At 69.1% G+C, this 17120-nt stretch carries 13 protein-coding genes; 4 read left to right on the forward strand and 9 right to left on the reverse strand.

Annotated features, from left to right (window positions below):
• Positions 1 to 7: 7 nt before the first annotated feature.
• Genes ACWGLC_RS11300 through ACWGLC_RS11320 form a run of 5 tightly spaced genes read right to left on the reverse strand, consistent with a single transcriptional unit; the run spans position 8 to position 6525 of the window.
• A complete protein-coding gene (locus ACWGLC_RS11300; RefSeq protein WP_452099995.1) occupies positions 8 to 2080 on the reverse strand; it encodes a DEAD/DEAH box helicase in 2073 nt (690 codons plus the stop codon).
• 54 nt (positions 2081 to 2134) lie between these two features.
• Positions 2135 to 3370, reverse strand: coding sequence for an MFS transporter (locus ACWGLC_RS11305; RefSeq protein WP_452099996.1), 1236 nt, complete (start codon positions 3368 to 3370; stop codon positions 2135 to 2137).
• Complete coding sequence (locus ACWGLC_RS11310) at positions 3367 to 4701, reverse strand: M20/M25/M40 family metallo-hydrolase (protein WP_452099997.1); 1335 nt, start codon at positions 4699 to 4701, stop codon at positions 3367 to 3369. Before ACWGLC_RS11310 ends, ACWGLC_RS11305 begins: the two co-directional genes overlap by 4 nt.
• A complete protein-coding gene (locus tag ACWGLC_RS11315) occupies positions 4698 to 5879 on the reverse strand; it encodes an amino acid deaminase/aldolase (protein ID WP_452100022.1) in 1182 nt (393 codons plus the stop codon). Before ACWGLC_RS11315 ends, ACWGLC_RS11310 begins: the two co-directional genes overlap by 4 nt.
• Before the next feature lie 7 nt (positions 5880 to 5886).
• Entirely contained in the window at positions 5887 to 6525 is a 639-nt protein-coding gene (locus tag ACWGLC_RS11320) for a TetR/AcrR family transcriptional regulator (RefSeq protein ID WP_452099998.1), read from the reverse strand.
• Between the two features lie 142 nt (positions 6526 to 6667).
• On the opposite strand from ACWGLC_RS11320, the gene ACWGLC_RS11325 reads away from it, so the two are divergent.
• From ACWGLC_RS11325 to ACWGLC_RS11335, 3 genes are all read left to right on the forward strand, one after another.
• Positions 6668 to 8002, forward strand: coding sequence for a D-arabinono-1,4-lactone oxidase (locus ACWGLC_RS11325; protein ID WP_452099999.1), 1335 nt, complete (start codon positions 6668 to 6670; stop codon positions 8000 to 8002).
• A gap of 116 nt (positions 8003 to 8118) precedes the next feature.
• Positions 8119 to 8814 (forward strand): hypothetical protein, encoded by a 696-nt coding sequence (locus tag ACWGLC_RS11330; RefSeq protein ID WP_452100000.1) that lies wholly within the window; start codon positions 8119 to 8121, stop codon positions 8812 to 8814.
• Positions 8815 to 8941: 127 nt separating this feature from the next.
• Complete coding sequence (locus tag ACWGLC_RS11335; protein WP_452100023.1) at positions 8942 to 12715, forward strand: multifunctional oxoglutarate decarboxylase/oxoglutarate dehydrogenase thiamine pyrophosphate-binding subunit/dihydrolipoyllysine-residue succinyltransferase subunit; 3774 nt, start codon at positions 8942 to 8944, stop codon at positions 12713 to 12715.
• Positions 12716 to 12830: 115 nt separating this feature from the next.
• Here the strand turns inward: ACWGLC_RS11335 and ACWGLC_RS11340 are convergent, their stop codons facing one another.
• The gene (locus ACWGLC_RS11340; RefSeq protein WP_452100001.1) at positions 12831 to 13679 is read right to left on the reverse strand and encodes a glycine betaine ABC transporter substrate-binding protein; all 849 of its coding nucleotides are present in this window, start codon (positions 13677 to 13679) and stop codon (positions 12831 to 12833) included.
• 208 nt (positions 13680 to 13887) lie between these two features.
• Between ACWGLC_RS11340 and ACWGLC_RS11345 the strand changes: the two genes are divergently transcribed.
• Positions 13888 to 14961 (forward strand): magnesium and cobalt transport protein CorA, encoded by a 1074-nt coding sequence (locus ACWGLC_RS11345; protein WP_452100002.1) that lies wholly within the window; start codon positions 13888 to 13890, stop codon positions 14959 to 14961.
• Between the two features lie 15 nt (positions 14962 to 14976).
• Here the strand turns inward: ACWGLC_RS11345 and ACWGLC_RS11350 are convergent, their stop codons facing one another.
• Genes ACWGLC_RS11350 through ACWGLC_RS11360 form a run of 3 tightly spaced genes read right to left on the reverse strand, consistent with a single transcriptional unit; the run spans position 14977 to position 17119 of the window.
• Positions 14977 to 15582, reverse strand: coding sequence for a suppressor of fused domain protein (locus ACWGLC_RS11350; RefSeq protein ID WP_452100003.1), 606 nt, complete (start codon positions 15580 to 15582; stop codon positions 14977 to 14979).
• The gene (locus ACWGLC_RS11355; RefSeq protein WP_452100004.1) at positions 15582 to 16088 is read right to left on the reverse strand and encodes a general stress protein; all 507 of its coding nucleotides are present in this window, start codon (positions 16086 to 16088) and stop codon (positions 15582 to 15584) included. The genes ACWGLC_RS11350 and ACWGLC_RS11355 overlap by 1 nt, the downstream gene beginning before the upstream one ends.
• Positions 16085 to 17119 (reverse strand): HpcH/HpaI aldolase/citrate lyase family protein, encoded by a 1035-nt coding sequence (locus ACWGLC_RS11360; protein WP_452100005.1) that lies wholly within the window; start codon positions 17117 to 17119, stop codon positions 16085 to 16087. The genes ACWGLC_RS11355 and ACWGLC_RS11360 overlap by 4 nt, the downstream gene beginning before the upstream one ends.
• Position 17120: the final 1 nt, after the last annotated feature.

Here is a 17120-nt window from a genome sequence, read left to right on the forward strand (position 1 = left end):
GGAGCTGTCAGTAGCGGTCGCGGCTGCCACCAGAGCGGCCGCGGAATCCGCCGCCACCACCACGGCGGTCGTCGTCCCGGCGCGGACCGCCCCCGCGGCGGTCATCGCCACCCCGGTATCCACCACGGTCGTCGCGTCGGTCATCGAACCTGCCGCCACGGCGGTCACCGCCCCGGTCGTCGCGGTCCCCACGCTGGCCGCGGTATCCGCCACCACCACGCGGCTTACCGCCCCGGTCATCCCGGTACGAGCCCGGTCGGCCCGACGGCGGACCGGAGTCCGGACGGATGTCGATCTCGGCACCGCCGACGACGATCCCCTTCATCGACTCGATCTGATCGGCCGGCAGATCCGCCGGGAGTTCGACGACGGAGTGATCGAAACGGATGGAGATGCGACCGATGTCACCGCCGCGGAGTCCCGCCTCGTTCGCGAGCGCACCCATGATCGAACCGGGCTTGACGTTGTTCCGCTTGCCCACGGCGATCCGGTACTGCGCCATGTCCTTGCCCGACCGCGACGGACGCGGGCCGTCGGAGAAGTCCCGCGCCGGACGATCCCGACGATCATCGCGACGTCCGTCCCGGTGATCATCGTGACGCTCACGGCGCTGCGGCCGCTCGGGCTCACGCATGAGGAACTCGTCGGAGTTGCGGGACTGGGTGGCGAGCGCCGCCGCGATATCCGCCATCGACACCGAATGCTCGGACGCGTAGTCCTCGACGAGTCGACGGAAGAGCGCGAGATTGGAGTCGTCCAGGCTCTCGGTGATCGACTGGGCGAACTTGGCCATCCGCATCTCGTTGACGTCGTCCACGCTCGGCAGCTGGATCTCGGTCAACGGCTGGCGGGTCGCGCGCTCGATCTGCGAGAGCAGACGCCGTTCGCGCGGGGTGACGAACAGCAACGCGTGACCGCTGCGGCCCGCGCGGCCGGTCCGGCCGATCCGGTGGACGTACGACTCGGTGTCGTGCGGGATGTCGTAGTTGACGACGTGGCTGATCCGCGGCACGTCGAGGCCGCGAGCGGCGACGTCGGTGGCCACGAGGATGTCCGTGCGGCCGTCCTTGAGCGCCTCGATCGTCCGCTCACGCAGGTTCTGGGGGATGTCGCCGTTGATCGGGGCGGCGGAGAAGCCACGCGCCCGCAGTCGCTCGGCGAGCTCCTCGGTGGCGGACTTGGTGCGCACGAACATGATCATCGCGTCGAAGTCCTCGACCTCGAGGATCCGGGTCAGCGCATCGAGCTTGTCGCGGTGGTGGACCAGCACATAGCGCTGCTGGATGTTCGGCGCGGTCGAGGTCTTGGACGCGACCTTCACCTCGGCCGGGTTGGTGAGGTAGCGCTGCGAGATCCGTCGGATCGCGGCCGGCATGGTGGCGGAGAAGAGCGCGACCTGCGTCGACTCAGGCGTATCGGAGAGGATCCGCTCGACGTCCTCCTGGAAGCCCATCGCGAGCATCTCGTCCGCCTCGTCCAGGACGAGGTGACGCAGGCCCGACAGATCGAGCGTGCCCTTCTTGAGGTGATCGATGACACGGCCGGGGGTGCCGACGATGATCTGCGCGCCTCGCCGCAGCCCCGAGAGCTGGATGCCGTACGCCTGCCCACCGTAGATCGGCAGCACGTTGACCTGCGGCATGTTCGCCGAATAGGTGACACAGGCCTCGGCGACCTGCAGGGCCAGCTCACGCGTCGGGGCGAGGACGAGTGCCTGCGGGCTCTTCACCGCCGGGTCGATGAGCGAGAGGATCGGCAGCGCGAAGGCCGCGGTCTTGCCCGTGCCGGTCTGGGCCAGTCCGACGACGTCCCGCCCCTCGAGGACCAGTGGAATCGTCGCTTCCTGGATGGCCGAGGGAACCTCGTACCCCACATCCTGGACAGCCTTGGCCACGGCGGGCGCGAGGCCCATGTCGGCGAAGGTGACGCCGGGGGCGTCGTCGCCACCGGCTGGGCTTGCTTCGGTAGACTCGGCCTCGGGGGACCCGGCCGGGGCTGACTCGGAAGATTCGGGCGTGCTGGCGTCGGTGTCGACCTCGTCGCCGGCAGTGGCGGTACGGTCCTCGTCGTTGTTGTTCATGAGGCCTTCCATGCTACGGCGTCGGTGGTCCGATAAGCGAGACGACAGCGCAGGTCACTCCCCCGTCGCGGCAGTGGCCGGGGCTCGGGGCGCCCCTCTCGCGAACAGCCAGGGTATGACCGCGGCCAACAACAGGGCGCCTGATACGGCGAAACCGGTCGTGTACCCCAGAGCGTCGACCACGAGCCCCACCACGATCGGTCCGAGGATCGCTCCGGAGTCGCTGGCCATCTGGAACGTGGCCAGAACCTTGCCGCCTGCCCGGTCCGAGCCGATCACGTCGGCGACAGAGGCCTGCTGCGAGGGGTTGAGGATGCCCGCGCCGATCCCGGCGATCACCGACGCCGCCACCAGGAGGGGCACCGTGTCGCACCACCCCATCACCGCGGTCGAGCCGCCGGAGATCACCAGGCCGGCGATCACCAGCGGCCGACGGCCGTAGCGGTCCGACAGCCAGCCCGCCACGGAGATCACCGACGCGGTGCCGACGGCGAACGACGCCAGTGCGGTTCCCGCGATGCCCGGGCCCGCGTCGAAGTTCGCCGCCGCGAACAGCGGGACGATCGCGACGCGCACACCGAACGACGCCCATCCGTTCACGAAGCTCGAGATGAGCGCGGCACGGTAGCGAGCGTCCGTCAGAGCTTCCCTGACCGGCAACGGCTTCTGTTCCGGGGTCTGGTCGTCAGCGGAACGCCGCCGCCCACCCCGGAGGAAGACCGCCACCACGCCCGTGGCCACGAGCAGAGAGGCGGCGTAGACGAAGAACGGGACGCGCATGCCGAACTCCGCCAGCAGACCACCGAGGACGGGGCCGCCGATATTGCCGATCAGGAAGGCGGTGGCGTAGAGCCCCATGATCCGGCCCCGTGCGCCCGGCGGGGCGAGACGGGTCAGCAGCGCCATGGCCGAGATCGTGAACATCGTCGAACCGAGCCCGCCCAGGCCGCGGAACACCAGGAGCTGCACGTACGACTGGGCGAGCCCGGTAGCGAGGGTCGATACCGCCACGATGAGCAGGCCCGTCATGTACACGCGGCGTTCCCCCAGCCGGTCCACGAGGAGGCCGCCGGCGGGGGCGAAGACGAGACGGAAGAAGGCGAAGGCGCTCACCACGACCGACGCGGCGGTCACCGAGACGTTGAAGCTCGTCGCGAACTGCGGGAGAACCGGAGCGACGAGGCCGTATCCGAGTGCCACCGCGAACGCGGCGGCCACGAGGACCCAGACGTCCGCCGGCAGCCTCGTGCGCTGAGCCTGGTCCGAATCGCTGCCGGGAGTGCCCCTCACGCCGATCGGAGGACGGTGGCCAGCACATCCGCCCCGAAGTGCAACGCGTCGACCGGCACCCGCTCGTCGACGGCGTGGAAGTGTCCGAACACGTCGAAATCGTCCGGTACGCGCAACGGGACGAAGCCGTACCCGGAGATTCCCAGCCGCGCGAGATGCTTGTTGTCCGTACTCGCCGGCAGGAGATACGGCACCACCAGGGCCTCCGGATCCGCCCCGCGGACTGCCTCACGGATCACCTCGACGATCCCGGCGTCCGCGGGCGCGGCGATCGGCGGCTCCCAGATCCACTCGACCTCGACGTCCGGCCCGAGTTCGGTCTCGATCTCGTCGCGGAACGTGTCCTCGCCACCCGGCAACACGCGGCAGTCGATCTCCGCATACGCCTCGGTGGGGATGACGTTGGTCTTGTAGCCCGCGGACAACACCGTCGGCGACGCGGTGTGCGCGAGCGAGGCCGCGACGAGGGGACCGAAGTGCCCGAGTACGTCGAGCCGCTCCGGGAGCTCCGCGACCTCTCCGCTGCCTCCGGCCAACTGTCCGACGGCCGCGGCGAGCGCGGTATTGGCTTCGGTCGGCTCGACCGGGAACTCGCGGGAGGCGACGCGGCTCACCGCGCCGGCGACCGCGGCGACGGCGTTATCGGCCGTCGGACGGGAGGCATGTGCGGCGGTCCCGTGTGCGGTGACCCTGGCCCACGCGACGCCCTTCTCGGCGACGGCGATCGGGTACAGCCGGCGCCCCTGGACCGGAACAGACCAACCGCCGACCTCACTCAGGGCCTCGGTCATGCCGTCGAAGATCTCCGGACGTTCCCGGACGACCCATTTGGCCCCCATGATCCCGGCGGCCTCCTCGTCGGCGAAGAAGGCCAGCAGCAACGTCCGTCGGGGGACTATGCCCTCACGACGGTAGTGCCGGATCACGGCGAGGGTCATACCGAGCATGTTCTTCATGTCGACGGTCCCCCGGCCGTAGAGCCAGCCGTCCCGGATCTCACCGGCGAACGGCGGTACGGTCCAGTCCTCGGCGACCGCGGGAACGACGTCGACGTGTCCGTGCACGACCAGGCCCCCGGCTTCCGGGTCGGAGCCCTCGACCCGTGCGAACAGACTTCCGCGGCCGGGCACGGATTCCACCAGCTCACTGGTGATCCCGACCTCGTCGAGGTATTCGGCGATCCGACGGCACACGCGCGTCTCACCGTCGCCGATCGTGGCGGGATCGCCGGTGTTCGTCGAATCGATCGAGACCAGGTCCGCGGTGATGGACACCGCCTCGGAGTACAGCCGCTCGCGGGCCTCCTCGGACATCGACTGGCCGACGCTCATCCGAAACACTTCCCTTCGCCACGGTAGGTGGGCCAGCTCTCCACCACGGCTGGCCCCTCAGCAGTGTCGTCCACGACGTGCAGTGTGTCGAACCGCTCGCACAGTTCACCCGCCTTCGCGTGCCGCCACCACGCCCGCTCGCCGATGGCCACCTCGCCCCGCATCGGGGTCTGGACCTCGCCGGCCCCCTCGCGACCGAGGAAACGGAGCCCGGTCGGCGCCGCGGGCACCGGGAGTCGATCCCACCCGGGCACCCCGGAGGCCACGTATCCGCCGTAGAGGAAGGTGGTGAGCCCCCGCGCCGGGGTCCGCACCGCCGGCAGCGCGAAGAACAGCGAGGGGCGGGGCGTGAAGGTCCGGTAGTGGTCGAACAGACCCGGGACGTACAGACCGGAACCCGCCGTGACCTCGGTGACCGCGGGGGCCGCGGCGCTCTGCGCGACGGAACCGGAGCCCCCGGAGTTGATGATCTCGGGCGTCGAGCCGGTGAGTCTCTCGATCGTCTCCGCCACGGCCTCGCGGATCGCCACCAGGCGGCGCATCGACAGCCGCTTGACCGGGCCGATCCCACGAACGTTGTCCGGCACCCCGGCGACCTGCGCCTCGTAGAACATCGCGCCCACGACGCGGAAGCCCATGCCCACAGCCTGCCGGACCAATGACTCTACTTCCGTGGAGTCCCGCAACGGCGACCGGCGCACGCCGAGGTGGACGGGGCCCAGGCGGAGCGAACAGTCCACGTCAACGCACACGCGAGCACCGGTCGCGCCGGCGTCACGGGCGATATCGAGTTGTCGGACGTCGTCCACCATCAGCGTGACCGCCGCCAGCGCCCCCTCGTCGCCCGCCAACGCGGTGAGCGCCGCGCGGTCCACCGTCGGATAGCCCAGAAGGACGTCGTCACAGCCGGATTCGACCAGCCACAACGCCTCGGACAGCGAATAGGCCATGATCCCGCTCACCGCGCCGTCGCCCCGGAGGCCCTGTCCGAGCGCCTCTCGCAACACCCCCCGCGACCGCACCGACTTGCTCGCGATCCGGATTCGGGTCCCTGCGGCCCGTCGACGGAGATCCTCGAGGTTCGCCCGCAGGCTCGGCAGATGTAGTGCCGCCAGCGGCGCGTCGAGCTCCGAGGTGGCCGCCTCGAGCGCGACCGTCACGTCCGACACCGGCGTCATCCCCGGATCACGCGGCGTCCAGGGCCTGCGCGTCGCGCACGACCAGGTCGACGGCATGGTGCAGGAGGGTGTTCGCCTCGTCGTCGTCGCGATAGATCTGCCACCTCTGACCGATACCGACGACGATCGCCAGCACCACCCGGGTGATCTCGTCCAGGCCCATCCCCCACCGCATGCCCGCGGAGGCGGCAGTGCGTTCGAGCACCGAACGGACGATCGCCTCGTTGGATTCCTGCTGATCACGCGCCAGCCCCACCTCGGGCAACCCGTAGGTACGCAGGGAATAGGACACGATCTCGTAGGTGAGGAGCTGCCGGTCCGGCGAGGCGGTGATGACCGCCCAGACCAGGTCGATGGCCTCGTACAGACGCTGCCGCAGCCCGTTCACGCCGCTGACCCCGGAATCGAAGTCCACGCTGACGAACGCGGTGGCCGCCTGGTGGACTTCGGAGTTCACCGCCCCGATCAGTTCGCGGAGAAGTTCTTCCTTATCGGTGTAGCAGTAGTGGACCACGCCGAGCGACACGCCTGCGCGCTCGGCGACGCCCCGGACGGTCACAGCCCCCAGCCCGTCGTGTTCGGCGATCTCCAGGGCGGCCCGGAGAAGTTGCGCACGGCGCTGATCGGCAGGAAGTCGTCTGGTCACCCGTTCATCGTACGACGCCGACGACGACGCTGACAGTGTTAACCGGGACGTCGGACCTTTCCGTCACCACCGTATAGCCGCGGGTCAGGTCCGACGTTCGGTATCACCTACGGCCGCCCACCGGCGGGTAACCTCAGCATCCATGACGACCCCGGCAGCCCCTTGGACGAACTGGACCGGCAACGTGGTGGCCGACCCGATTCGGCGCACCGCCCCCACGACCGTCGCCGAGGTCACCGCCGCGGTGATCTCCGCGGCGGAATCGGGAACCCGCGTCAAGTGTGTCGGAGCCGGACACTCGTTCACCCCGGCCGCGGCGACGGACGGGGTCCTCATCTCCCTCGACGACCTCACCGGGATCGAGTCCATCGTCCCCACCCGGGGCGCCGACGGCCGGGTGAACGGCGCGGACGTCACCGTCTGGGCCGGGACGCGGCTGCATCGCCTCGGCCCGCTGCTGTGGGACCTCGGGCTCGCACAGCCCAATCTCGGAGACTTCGCCGAGCAGTCCCTCGCGGGCGCGGTCTCGACCGGGACCCACGGCACCGGGTGCCGGGCCCCCGGCCTCCCGGCCACCGTGGTGGGGCTCCAACTCGTCACCGCCGACGGGACCGTGATGTCCTGCTCGCGCGATTCCCACCCCGACGTGTTCGCGGCGGCCCGGCTCGGGATCGGCGCCCTGGGGATCATCACCAAGATGACGATCCGGTGTGTGCCGGCGTTTGCCCTGCACGCCGACGAACGTCCGTGGACGCTCTCCGCCGTCCTGCAGGACATGGAGGGGTTCGCACGCTCGGCCGACCACGCCGAGTTCTACTGGTTCCCCCACACCGACGCGATCAACGTCAAACGCAACACCCGCCTGCCGGGGGACGCGGACCTCAGACCGGTGGGCCGGCTGCAGTCGGCGATCAGCGACGAGTTCCTCTCCAACGAGGGTTTCGAGGCGGTCTGCCGGGCGGCGACGCGGCGTCCCTCGATCACCCCGCGACTGAACCGCTTCACCGCGCGCGCACTCTCCGCACGCACCTACACGGATCGCAGCTACCGTGTGTTCACCTCGCCGCGTCGCGTGCGCTTCCGCGAGATGGAGTACGCGGTGCCGATCGCCGCGGCCGGCGCGGTGCTCGGCGACATCCGCGACATGATCGACCGCTCGGGCGTGCTGACCCCGTTCCCGATGGAGGTGCGCTTCGCCGCCGCCGACGACGTGTGGCTCTCGACTGCCCACGGCCGCGAGGTCTGCTACATCGCGGTGCATCAGTACCACCGGATGGACCACACGGAACTGTTCCGGCTCGCCGAGGAGATCTTCCTCGCCGCGGACGGCCGCCCGCACTGGGGGAAGATGCACACCCGCGGCGCCGACGACCTCTCCTCGATGGTCGAACACTTCGACGATTTCGTCGCCGTGCGTGACCGCCTCGACCCGGACCGCGTGTTCGGCAACACCTACACCGAGCGCGTCCTGCCCTGACCACCTGCCCGCACGATTATCGTGCGGGTACGTAGCCTGGTTTCCGTAGCGGGACCCGAACCCGGGACCCGCGGCGCCACTCGCCAGCTCGCACCTCGAGAGAAGAAGGTGAGCCCGTGTCCGACGACGACACTTCCCGGCCCGACGTCTCCGGCCCCGCCGCGGGGGTGGTCACCGCAGCGCTCCGACGAGCGATCAGACTCCAGTCCGGCGCCGCACGCCGGTACGTGCACAAGCTACGCCAGGACCACCCGGACGAGAGTCCGGCACAGATCCGTTCGCGGCTTGATTCGTTGTTCCTCGGCGCCGTCACCGCCTCGGGCGCGGCCGTGGGCGGAACCGCCGCCGTCCCCGGGATCGGCACCATCATCGCCTTCGGCGCGATCGGTGCCGAATCGCTCGTCTTCCTCGAGGCGGCCGCGTTCTACACCCTTGCCGTCGCCGAGGTGCATGGCGTGGACGTCCGCGAAGGCGAGCACGAGGAACTGCTGGTCATGACCGTCATGCTCGGCGCCTCCGGCACCGCCGTCCTGGCCAACGCCGTCGGCTCCGGGGCGGGCTCGGCCTCCCGGGCGTCGCTGGCGAGCAGGGTGCTGCGCGTACCCGGCCTCAAGGAGATCAACTCGAGGATGATGCATCGTTTCGTCCGCAAGTTCGCGGTGAAGCGGGCGGGGTTGGCATTGGGCAAACTCGCCCCGGCCGGCCTGGGCGCGGCCATCGGCGGCTGGGGCAACCGCAAGCTCGGACGGACCGTGGTGGACACCGCCGACGCCACGTTCGGAGCTCCCCCGCTTTCCTGGTCGGCCGGGTGAACCCCGCGTGACCGAGGCGTGGCATCCCCCTGTCAGGTGAGATCGGAAGGCCCCCTGCGGGCAGAACGTCTAGCCTGGGTGTCATCGACGTGTGAAACCCACCACAGAACCAGAGAGGCACCACAAGATCGTGAGCAACACCGTCTCACAATTCGGACAGAATCAGTGGCTCGTAGACGAGATGTACGAGCGCTTCGCCAAGGACCCCTCCTCTGTGGATGAGTCCTGGCACGAGTTCTTCAAGGCCAACCCGCAGGCCGCCTCCGCCTCCGGCAGGAACTCGTCCAACGGCACCGCCGCGTCGCCCCCCGGGGGCGACGCCAAGAAGGCGGCTGAGAAGAGCTCGGACCTGACAGTCGACGATGTCACCCCGACCGCCTCCGCCAGGGACGTGGCCGCCAAGCCCGATTCCGACGCCGCTCCGGCCCGCAAGGCCCGCGGCGAGGGCGTACCGGCGCCGGTACGCACCCCGGAGACACGGAACAAGCCCGACGTCCCGGCCCCCACCAAGTCGATGACCCCCGAGTATTCGCCGCCGGAGGAGCCCGAGACCAAGGTGCTGCGCGGTCCGGCGGGCGCGATCGTCAAGAACATGAACGCCTCGCTGACGCTGCCCACGGCGACATCTGTCCGCGCCGTGCCGGCCAAGCTGATGATCGACAACCGGGTGGTCATCAACAACCACCTCAAGCGAACCCGCGGCGGCAAGATCTCCTTCACCCACCTCATCGGGTACGCCATGGTGCAGGCCATCAAGGCCTACCCGAACATGAACAACCATTTCGAGGAGATCGACGGTAAGCCGAACACCGTCACCCCGACCGGGATCAACCTCGGTCTGGCGATCGACATGAAGACCAAGAACGGCCGCAGCCTCGTCGTGGCCGCGATCAAGAACTGCGAGAAGCTCGACTTCCGTGAATTCCTCGACGCCTACGAGGACATCGTCTCGCGGGCCCGCGTCGGCAAGCTGACGATGGACGACTTCTCCGGTGTCACCATCTCGCTGACCAACCCGGGAGGCATCGGCACCGTGCACTCGGTGCCGCGTCTGACCGTCGGTCAGGGCGCCATCCTCGGCGTGGGTGCGATGGAGTACCCGGCCGAGTTCCAGGGCGCCAGCGAGGAGCAGCTCGCGAACTCCGCGATCGGCAAGATCACCACGCTCACCTCGACCTACGACCACCGCGTCATCCAGGGCGCCGAATCGGGCGAGTTCCTCCGTGAGATCCACCGCCTGCTCATCGACGACGGTTTCTACGACGAGATCTTCGGCGCCCTCGGCATCCCCTACGAGCCGGTCCGCTGGCGCAAGGACATCACCGATCCGCGCGTGGACAAGGACGCCCGCGTCCTCGAGCTGATCGCCGCCTACCGCAACCGCGGTCACCTCATGGCGGACATCGACCCGCTGGACGGCATGCACGCCCAGCGTCGTCGCACGTTCCACCCCGACCTGGACGTGAACTCGCACGAGCTCACCCTGTGGGACCTGGACCGCAAGTTCTCGGTCGGCGGGTTCGTCGGCAAGGACCGGATGCGGCTGCGCGACGTGCTGTCCGCGCTCCGGGCCGCCTACTGCCGCAAGATCGGTATCGAGTACACCCACATCCTGGAGAACGAACAGCGCGGCTGGCTCCAGGACCGCATCGAGGGTGTCGACGACAAGCCGACGGTCGCCGAGCAGAAGTACATCCTGTCCAAGGTCAACGCCGCCGAGGCGTTCGAGACCTTCCTGCAGACCAAGTACGTCGGCCAGAAGCGCTTCTCCCTCGAGGGCGCCGAGTCCGTCATCCCGATGATGGACGCGGTCATCGACGAGGCCGCCGAGTTCGGTCTGGACGAGGTCGTCGTCGGCATGCCGCACCGCGGTCGTCTCAACGTGCTGGCCAACATCGTGGGCAAGCCGTACCGGCAGATCTTCACCGAGTTCGAGGGCAACATGGACCCCTCGGCCGCCCACGGCTCGGGCGACGTGAAGTACCACCTCGGCGCCGAGGGCATCCAGTACCAGATGTTCGGCGACAACGAGATCAAGGTCTCGCTGACCGCCAACCCGTCCCATCTCGAGGCCGTCGACCCGGTCCTCGAGGGCATCGTCCGCGCCAAGCACGACCTCATCGAGGACGCCGAGTGGCGTGCCGAGTACCCCGTCGTGCCGCTGATGCTGCACGGCGATGCCGCGTTCGCCGGCCAGGGTGTGGTCGCCGAGACCCTCAACCTCTCGCTCATCGAGGGGTACCGGACCGGCGGCACGATCCACATCGTGGTGAACAACCAAATCGGCTTCACGACCGCCCCCGGGGCCGGTCGCTCCAGCCAGTACTGCACCGACGTGGCCAAGATGGTCGGCGCGCCGATCTTCCACGTCAACGGTGACGATCCGGAGGCGTGTGTCCGCGTCGCCCGCCTGGCGATGGACTTCCGTCAGGAGTTCAAGAAGGACGTCGTCATCGACCTCGTCTGCTACCGCCGTCGCGGCCACAACGAGGCCGACGACCCGTCGATGACGCAGCCGCGGATGTACGAGGTGATCGACGGCAAGAAGAGCGTCCGTCAGTCGTACACCGAGGATCTCGTCGGACGTGGTGACATCACCGAGAAGGAGGCGGAGAACGCTCTCCGCGACTTCCAGGGACAGCTCGAGCGGGTCTTCAACGAGGTCCGCGAGCTCGAGAAGCACCCCGTGACGGCGTCGCAGTCCATCGAGCCCGACCAGCCGCTCCCGCGCGTGGTCACCGCGATCGACGAGTCCGTCGTGCACGCCATCGGTGACTCCTTCGGCAACCTGCCGGAGGGCTTCCACATCCATCCGCGCGTCAAGCCCGTCTACGAAGCCCGCCAGAAGATGGCCTACAACGGCAACATCGACTGGGCGTTCGCGGAGCTGCTCGCCATCGGCTCCCTCACGCTGGAGGGCCGCACGGTCCGTCTCGCCGGCCAGGACTCGCAGCGCGGTACCTTCACCCAGCGGCACGTCATGATCGTCGACAAGACGACCGCCGAGACGTACTCCCCCCTCCAGCATCTGGACGGGGCCGAGGGCCGCTTCGAGGTGTGGAACTCCGCCCTCACCGAGTACGCGGGTCTCGGATTCGAGTACGGCTACTCGGTGGGTGACCCCGAGGCGCTCGTCATGTGGGAGGCCCAGTTCGGCGACTTCGTCAACGGCGCCCAGACCATCATCGACGAGTACATCTCCTCGGGCGAGGCCAAGTGGGGCCAGAAGTCCTCGGTCACGCTGCTGCTGCCGCACGGCCACGAGGGCATGGGCCCGGACCACACGTCCGGACGCATCGAGCGGTTCCTGCAGCTGTGTGCTGAGGGCTCCATGACGGTGGCACAGCCCTCGACCCCGGCGAACTACTTCCACCTCATGCGCCGCCATGCCACCGGCATCAAGCGCCCGCAGGTCGTGTTCACGCCCAAGTCGATGCTGCGCAACAAGAAGGCCGTCAGCGCGGTCGAGGACTTCACCACGGGCAAGTTCCGCTCGGTGCTGGACGACCCCGCGTTCATCGACGGCAACGCCGACGCGAGCAAGGTCACCACGATGCTGCTGGTGTCCGGAAAGCTCTACTACGAGCTGGCCGCGCGTCGCGACAAGGACGAGCGTGACGACGTCGCGATCGTTCGCCTCGAGCAGCTCCACCCGATCCCGCACCGTCGCCTGCGGGAGGCTCTGGACCGCTACCCGAACCTCTCCGAGGTCCGGTGGGTCCAAGAGGAGCCGGCCAACCAGGGTGCCTGGAGCTTCCTCGCCCTCGAGCTGCCGGAGCGGATCGAGAACTTCCCGCGCCTCAAGCGGGTCTCGCGTCGACCCATGGCCGCCACCTCGACCGGACTGAGCAAGGTCCACGCCGTCGAGCAGAAGGCTCTGGTCGACGAAGCATTCGAGTGACCCGTCGCTGAACACCACGAAGGGCCCGTCCGGTGCGGACGGGCCCTTTGTGGTCTCGCGGGGTGAGCGGGACGGCGGAGCCGGCCCCGGCCGGCTCACCCGGAATCGACCCGGGTCAGTAGCCGTGTTCGTTCAGCCAGAAGTCGGCCAGCGCGACCGCCGAAGCCGACCCGAACTCGATCCCCAGTAGGAGTTCACGCACATCGTCTGTCGTCAGCTCACCGCTGATCCGGTTCACCAGAGCGAGTTGGTCCTCCGTGAGCGAGCCCTTGCGGAACACCGGAACCAGATGTTGCGCGGTGATGGCGTTGTCGTCGTCGTCCAACATCACCATGTCCCCCTCGTGGAGGACCGGATCCGACGAGCGCATCCCACCGACCCCGATCTGACCGGAGCGCAGGGCATCGAGCACGACCCGCGGGTTCGGACCGAGCGCCACCTGGCGGGCGAACACGCAATCGTAGATCTGCGAGATCTCCGTGAACAGCTCGCGGTCGGCGAGCATCTCCGCCCGGGCCCCCATCGTGAACTCACCGCACCGCCCCGCCAGATCCGACATCGTGCTGAGCCCGTGCGTCTCGGAGGTGTTGCGCGAGACCACCAGAGCGGGCTTGTCCTCCGCCGGCGCCGGATCGCCCGCGGTGACGCCCTCCGGGAGGGCCGCCATCATCGCCGGGTAGACCTCATCGGCCGCCACCGCCGGCGAGCCGGGGGCGAACTGACGCAGCAGACTCCCGGTGAACCCCACCGTGAACGTGGCCTCGCCGTTCGCCACGGACTCCACGACCTCAGCCCCGGTGCCGGATTGCGGGCGGGGCTGCACACGCCAGCCCTCGCGAATGAGCGCGTTGCCGTAGATGTATCCGATGACCTCGGCCTCGGCGAACGACGCGGTCTCGATCACCACCACCGGGGCGTCCTCGTGCGCCGGGACGATCGACGACTGCGCCTGGCATCCGGACACCGCGACACCCGCGACAACCGCCAGCGCAGCCGTCCGCCACCCGGCTCGTCCCCACGTCCGCCGCATCCGACCACGCCCTTCCTCGCGCCGCCCCCGCGTCGGTGCGGGGCGCCTTCGACAGTCCAGTCTCCCAGCCCAAACTCGGCCACGTCACGCCGAGTCCCCGGCGTGCCGATAATGTCGAGGTCGACCAGCAGAAGGAGGGCCGGTGCCCGCACTCCCCCGTCGTCGCCGTCGCGCGTCCGTTTCCCGCGTGGCGTCATCACAGCTCCACACTCGCACCGATCACGCCGTTGTCGACTGCGGGGTCTACGTGGACGGGGCCCGCACTCCCGGCGAGGTCACCTACCTGGATGCGATCCGCCGGGTCCGGTCCGAGGGCCGGGGGTTCGTCTGGCTCGGTCTGCTCGCGCCGGACGCCCACCAGATGGCCTCCCTGGCGAGCGAGTTCGGAATTCACGAGCTCATCACCGAAGACGCCACCAACGGTGCGCAACGCCCGAAACTGGAGGCCTACGAGGACACTCTCGTCCTCAATCTCGCGGCTGTGAAGTACCTGGCGCACGACACGCTGAACGACGTCAGTGCCATCGTCTCCACCGGCGAGGCGATGGTGATCCTGGGCCGCGATTTCGTGGTGACCGTCCGACACGGCGAGTTCGCGGAGCTGGCCGGGATCCGGAGCGAACTGGAGAAGTCGCCGGACAGGCTCGCCCAGGGACCCGCGAGCGTCATGCATGCCGTCGCCGACCGGATGATCGACAGCTACCTCGAGGTCGCGGACGAGATCCGACAGGATGTCGACGAGCTCGAGACCGCGCTCTTCCAACCCCGGGCCGACGTCGACATCGAACAGATCTATCTACTCAAACGCGAGCTACTGGAGCTCAAGCACAACATCTCCCCGCTGACGCGCCCGCTGCAGAGGCTCTCGCTGGATCATCTGGACCTCGTCCCGCGGGACATCCGGCACTACTTCCGCGATGTGCAGGACCACCACGCACGGGCGGTGGCCGAGGTGGCGGTCCTCGACGAGCAGATGACCTCGCTGGTGGGTGCCGCGGTGGCCATGGTCGGGGTACGCCAGAACACCGATATGCGCCGGATCTCGGCGTGGGTGGCGATCGCCGCCGTGCCCACCATGATCGCCGGCGTCTATGGCATGAACTTCGAGAACATGCCGGAGCTGAACATCAGCTACGCCTATTTCCTGGTCCTGGCGATCATGGCCGGGATTTGCGTCGGACTGTTCTGGATATTCCGGAAGAACGACTGGCTCTGATCCCGCGCCGGAGGGTCAGCGGGACATCCCCGGGTTCACCGCCGCGCGTGCCGGATCGGTGACGTCGATCCCGGCCTCCGCCCAGGCCTCCTCCAGTTCGGCCGCGCCCTTCATCCGGACCCAGGCAGCCTCCGTATGGGTGACGGGGACCGCGCGGAACACGGAGACCGACGCCGTCTCACCGGGCAGCTCGACATCCGGGATCTCGGGGGCACGGAGGATCACCGCCGTGAATGCGGCTCCCGGCCAGAGGGGCTCCCCGAGATCGATGAGCGCGCCCTCCGACAGCACCAGCCCCTCGACCGCGGGCGCCGCTGCGAGCACGGACAGCGCCCGGACCAGCCCGTCGACGCCGCCCTGCAGGACCAGACTCAGTTCCGCGCGGGGCGCGGTCGGGTCCGGCACCAGCGCCGAGGGGTCACCCATCGGCTCGGCGGAGCACCCGAGCGAGACGTAGCGGACCAGCCCGGTCTCCACCTCCACGAACCGCAGGACGCGGATCGGGGGCGCGCCGAGGAACGTCACCGACGCCTCCTGCGGCTGTGGGCCGTAGTGCTTCTCGAGATGCGCGCGGACCGACTCCAGTACGCCCGGGGAACCGGGCGGGAAACCACCCGTCATCACTTCATCCCGAACCGCGCGAGTTCATCGCGCACCCGCTCCGCGTTGGCGGGTTCACACAGGACGTCGTACCGGCCGGCGACCAGTTGCTGCGTCGACGCGAAATCCCGCTTACCCCTGGTCGCCGCATACGACAGGGAGGCCGAGACGACACCGAACACCGACCCGCCCACGAGACCGGTCAGCACGACCCCCCACATCGGCTGGGTGAATATCCCGAGCAGCAGGCCCACGAAGAGTCCGAGCCAGGCACCGGTGGCCAGGCCGCCCAGCAGGACCTTGGGCCACGTCAGACGACCGGTCACCCGCTCGACCTGCATCAGATCGACACCGACGATGGTGACCTCGTGGACCGGGAACTCCTCGTCCGCCAGATGGTCGACGGCGGCCTGGGCCTGCTCGTAGGTCGAGTACGAGGCGACAACCCAGCCGGTCGGCGGGGTGGGCAGCCCCGGGGTCCGCCCGCCCCGCGTACCGCCGGTCGTCATGTTCACGCGAGAGGTCATGGAATCTGTCCTTCCGGGGGTCGCCCGTTCGAGGTGGCCTCGTCCGAGACGGTCATCCCGGCCGCGCGGCCGCGCGCGGAGACCACCAGTGCCATCTTACGGCTGGCCTCATCGAGCATCTCGTCGCCGAACATCACCGCGCCGCGGGCGCCCCCCTCTTCGGACGTCGAATGCGCATAGGCCGCGAGGATCCCCTCGGCCTTGTCGAACTCCGCCTGGCGCGGGCTGAAGACCTCGTTGCCCGCGTCCACCTGTGCCGGGTGGAGCACCCACTTGCCGTCGAAACCCAGGGCCGCGGTCCGGGCGGCCGCGCGACGGAATCCCTCCTCGTCGCGCACCTTGAGGAACGGGCCGTCGATCGCCTGCAGCCCGTGTGCCCGCGCCGCGACGAGAATCGACATCAATACATGGTGGTAGGCGTCGCCCGGGGCATAGCCGTCCGGCTGCTCGCCGACCGTCAGGGTCCGCATCCCGACCGACGCCATGAAGTCCGCCGGGCCGAACACCAACGTCAGCACCCGAGGGCTGGCCGTGGCGATCTCGTTGATGTTGGTCAGACCCAGTGCGTCCTCGATCTGGGGCTCGATCCCGATGTGACCGACCGGCAGGCCCGCCGCCTTCTCCACCTGCGAGAGCACCAGGTCGAGGGCGACCACCTCTGACGCGGTACGGACCTTCGGCAGCAGGAGCGCATCGACGTGCGCGCCGGCCCGCCCCACCACCTCGGTGACATCGCGCACCGTGTACTCGGTGTCCCAGGCGTTCACCCGGACCACGACGGTGGGTGCCGCGAACCCTCCCGCCAGCAGCGCCTCCACGACGTTGCCGCGGGCCTCCTCCTTGGCTGGCCCGGCGACGGCGTCCTCGAGATCCAAGAACACCTCGTCCACCTGCAGACCCCTGGCCTTGCCGATCATCTTGACGCTGCTACCCGGGACGGCCAGGACGGTCCGTCGCGGCCGCGAGCGGAGGTCGGCGATCTCGGCCGCCGGATCAGAGGGAACTGGCGTCCTGTGCGAGGCGTCTCTCATC

The sequence above is a fragment of the Dietzia sp. NPDC055877 genome, assembly GCF_053615975.1.

Excerpts from the sequence above, each read along its gene's own strand:
- ACWGLC_RS11355 (WP_452100004.1), bottom strand. The coding sequence starts at position 16,088 with ATGACCTCTCGCGTGAACATGACGACCGGCGGTACGCGGGGCGGGCGG.
- ACWGLC_RS11350 (WP_452100003.1), bottom strand. The coding sequence starts at position 15,582 with ATGACGGGTGGTTTCCCGCCCGGTTCCCCGGGCGTACTGGAGTCGGTC.
- ACWGLC_RS11325 (WP_452099999.1), top strand. The coding sequence starts at position 6,668 with ATGACGACCCCGGCAGCCCCTTGGACGAACTGGACCGGCAACGTGGTG.
- ACWGLC_RS11360 (WP_452100005.1), bottom strand. The coding sequence starts at position 17,119 with ATGAGAGACGCCTCGCACAGGACGCCAGTTCCCTCTGATCCGGCGGCC.
- ACWGLC_RS11310 (WP_452099997.1), bottom strand. The coding sequence starts at position 4,701 with ATGAGCGTCGGCCAGTCGATGTCCGAGGAGGCCCGCGAGCGGCTGTAC.
- ACWGLC_RS11315 (WP_452100022.1), bottom strand. The coding sequence starts at position 5,879 with ATGACGCCGGTGTCGGACGTGACGGTCGCGCTCGAGGCGGCCACCTCG.
- ACWGLC_RS11300 (WP_452099995.1), bottom strand. The coding sequence starts at position 2,080 with ATGAACAACAACGACGAGGACCGTACCGCCACTGCCGGCGACGAGGTC.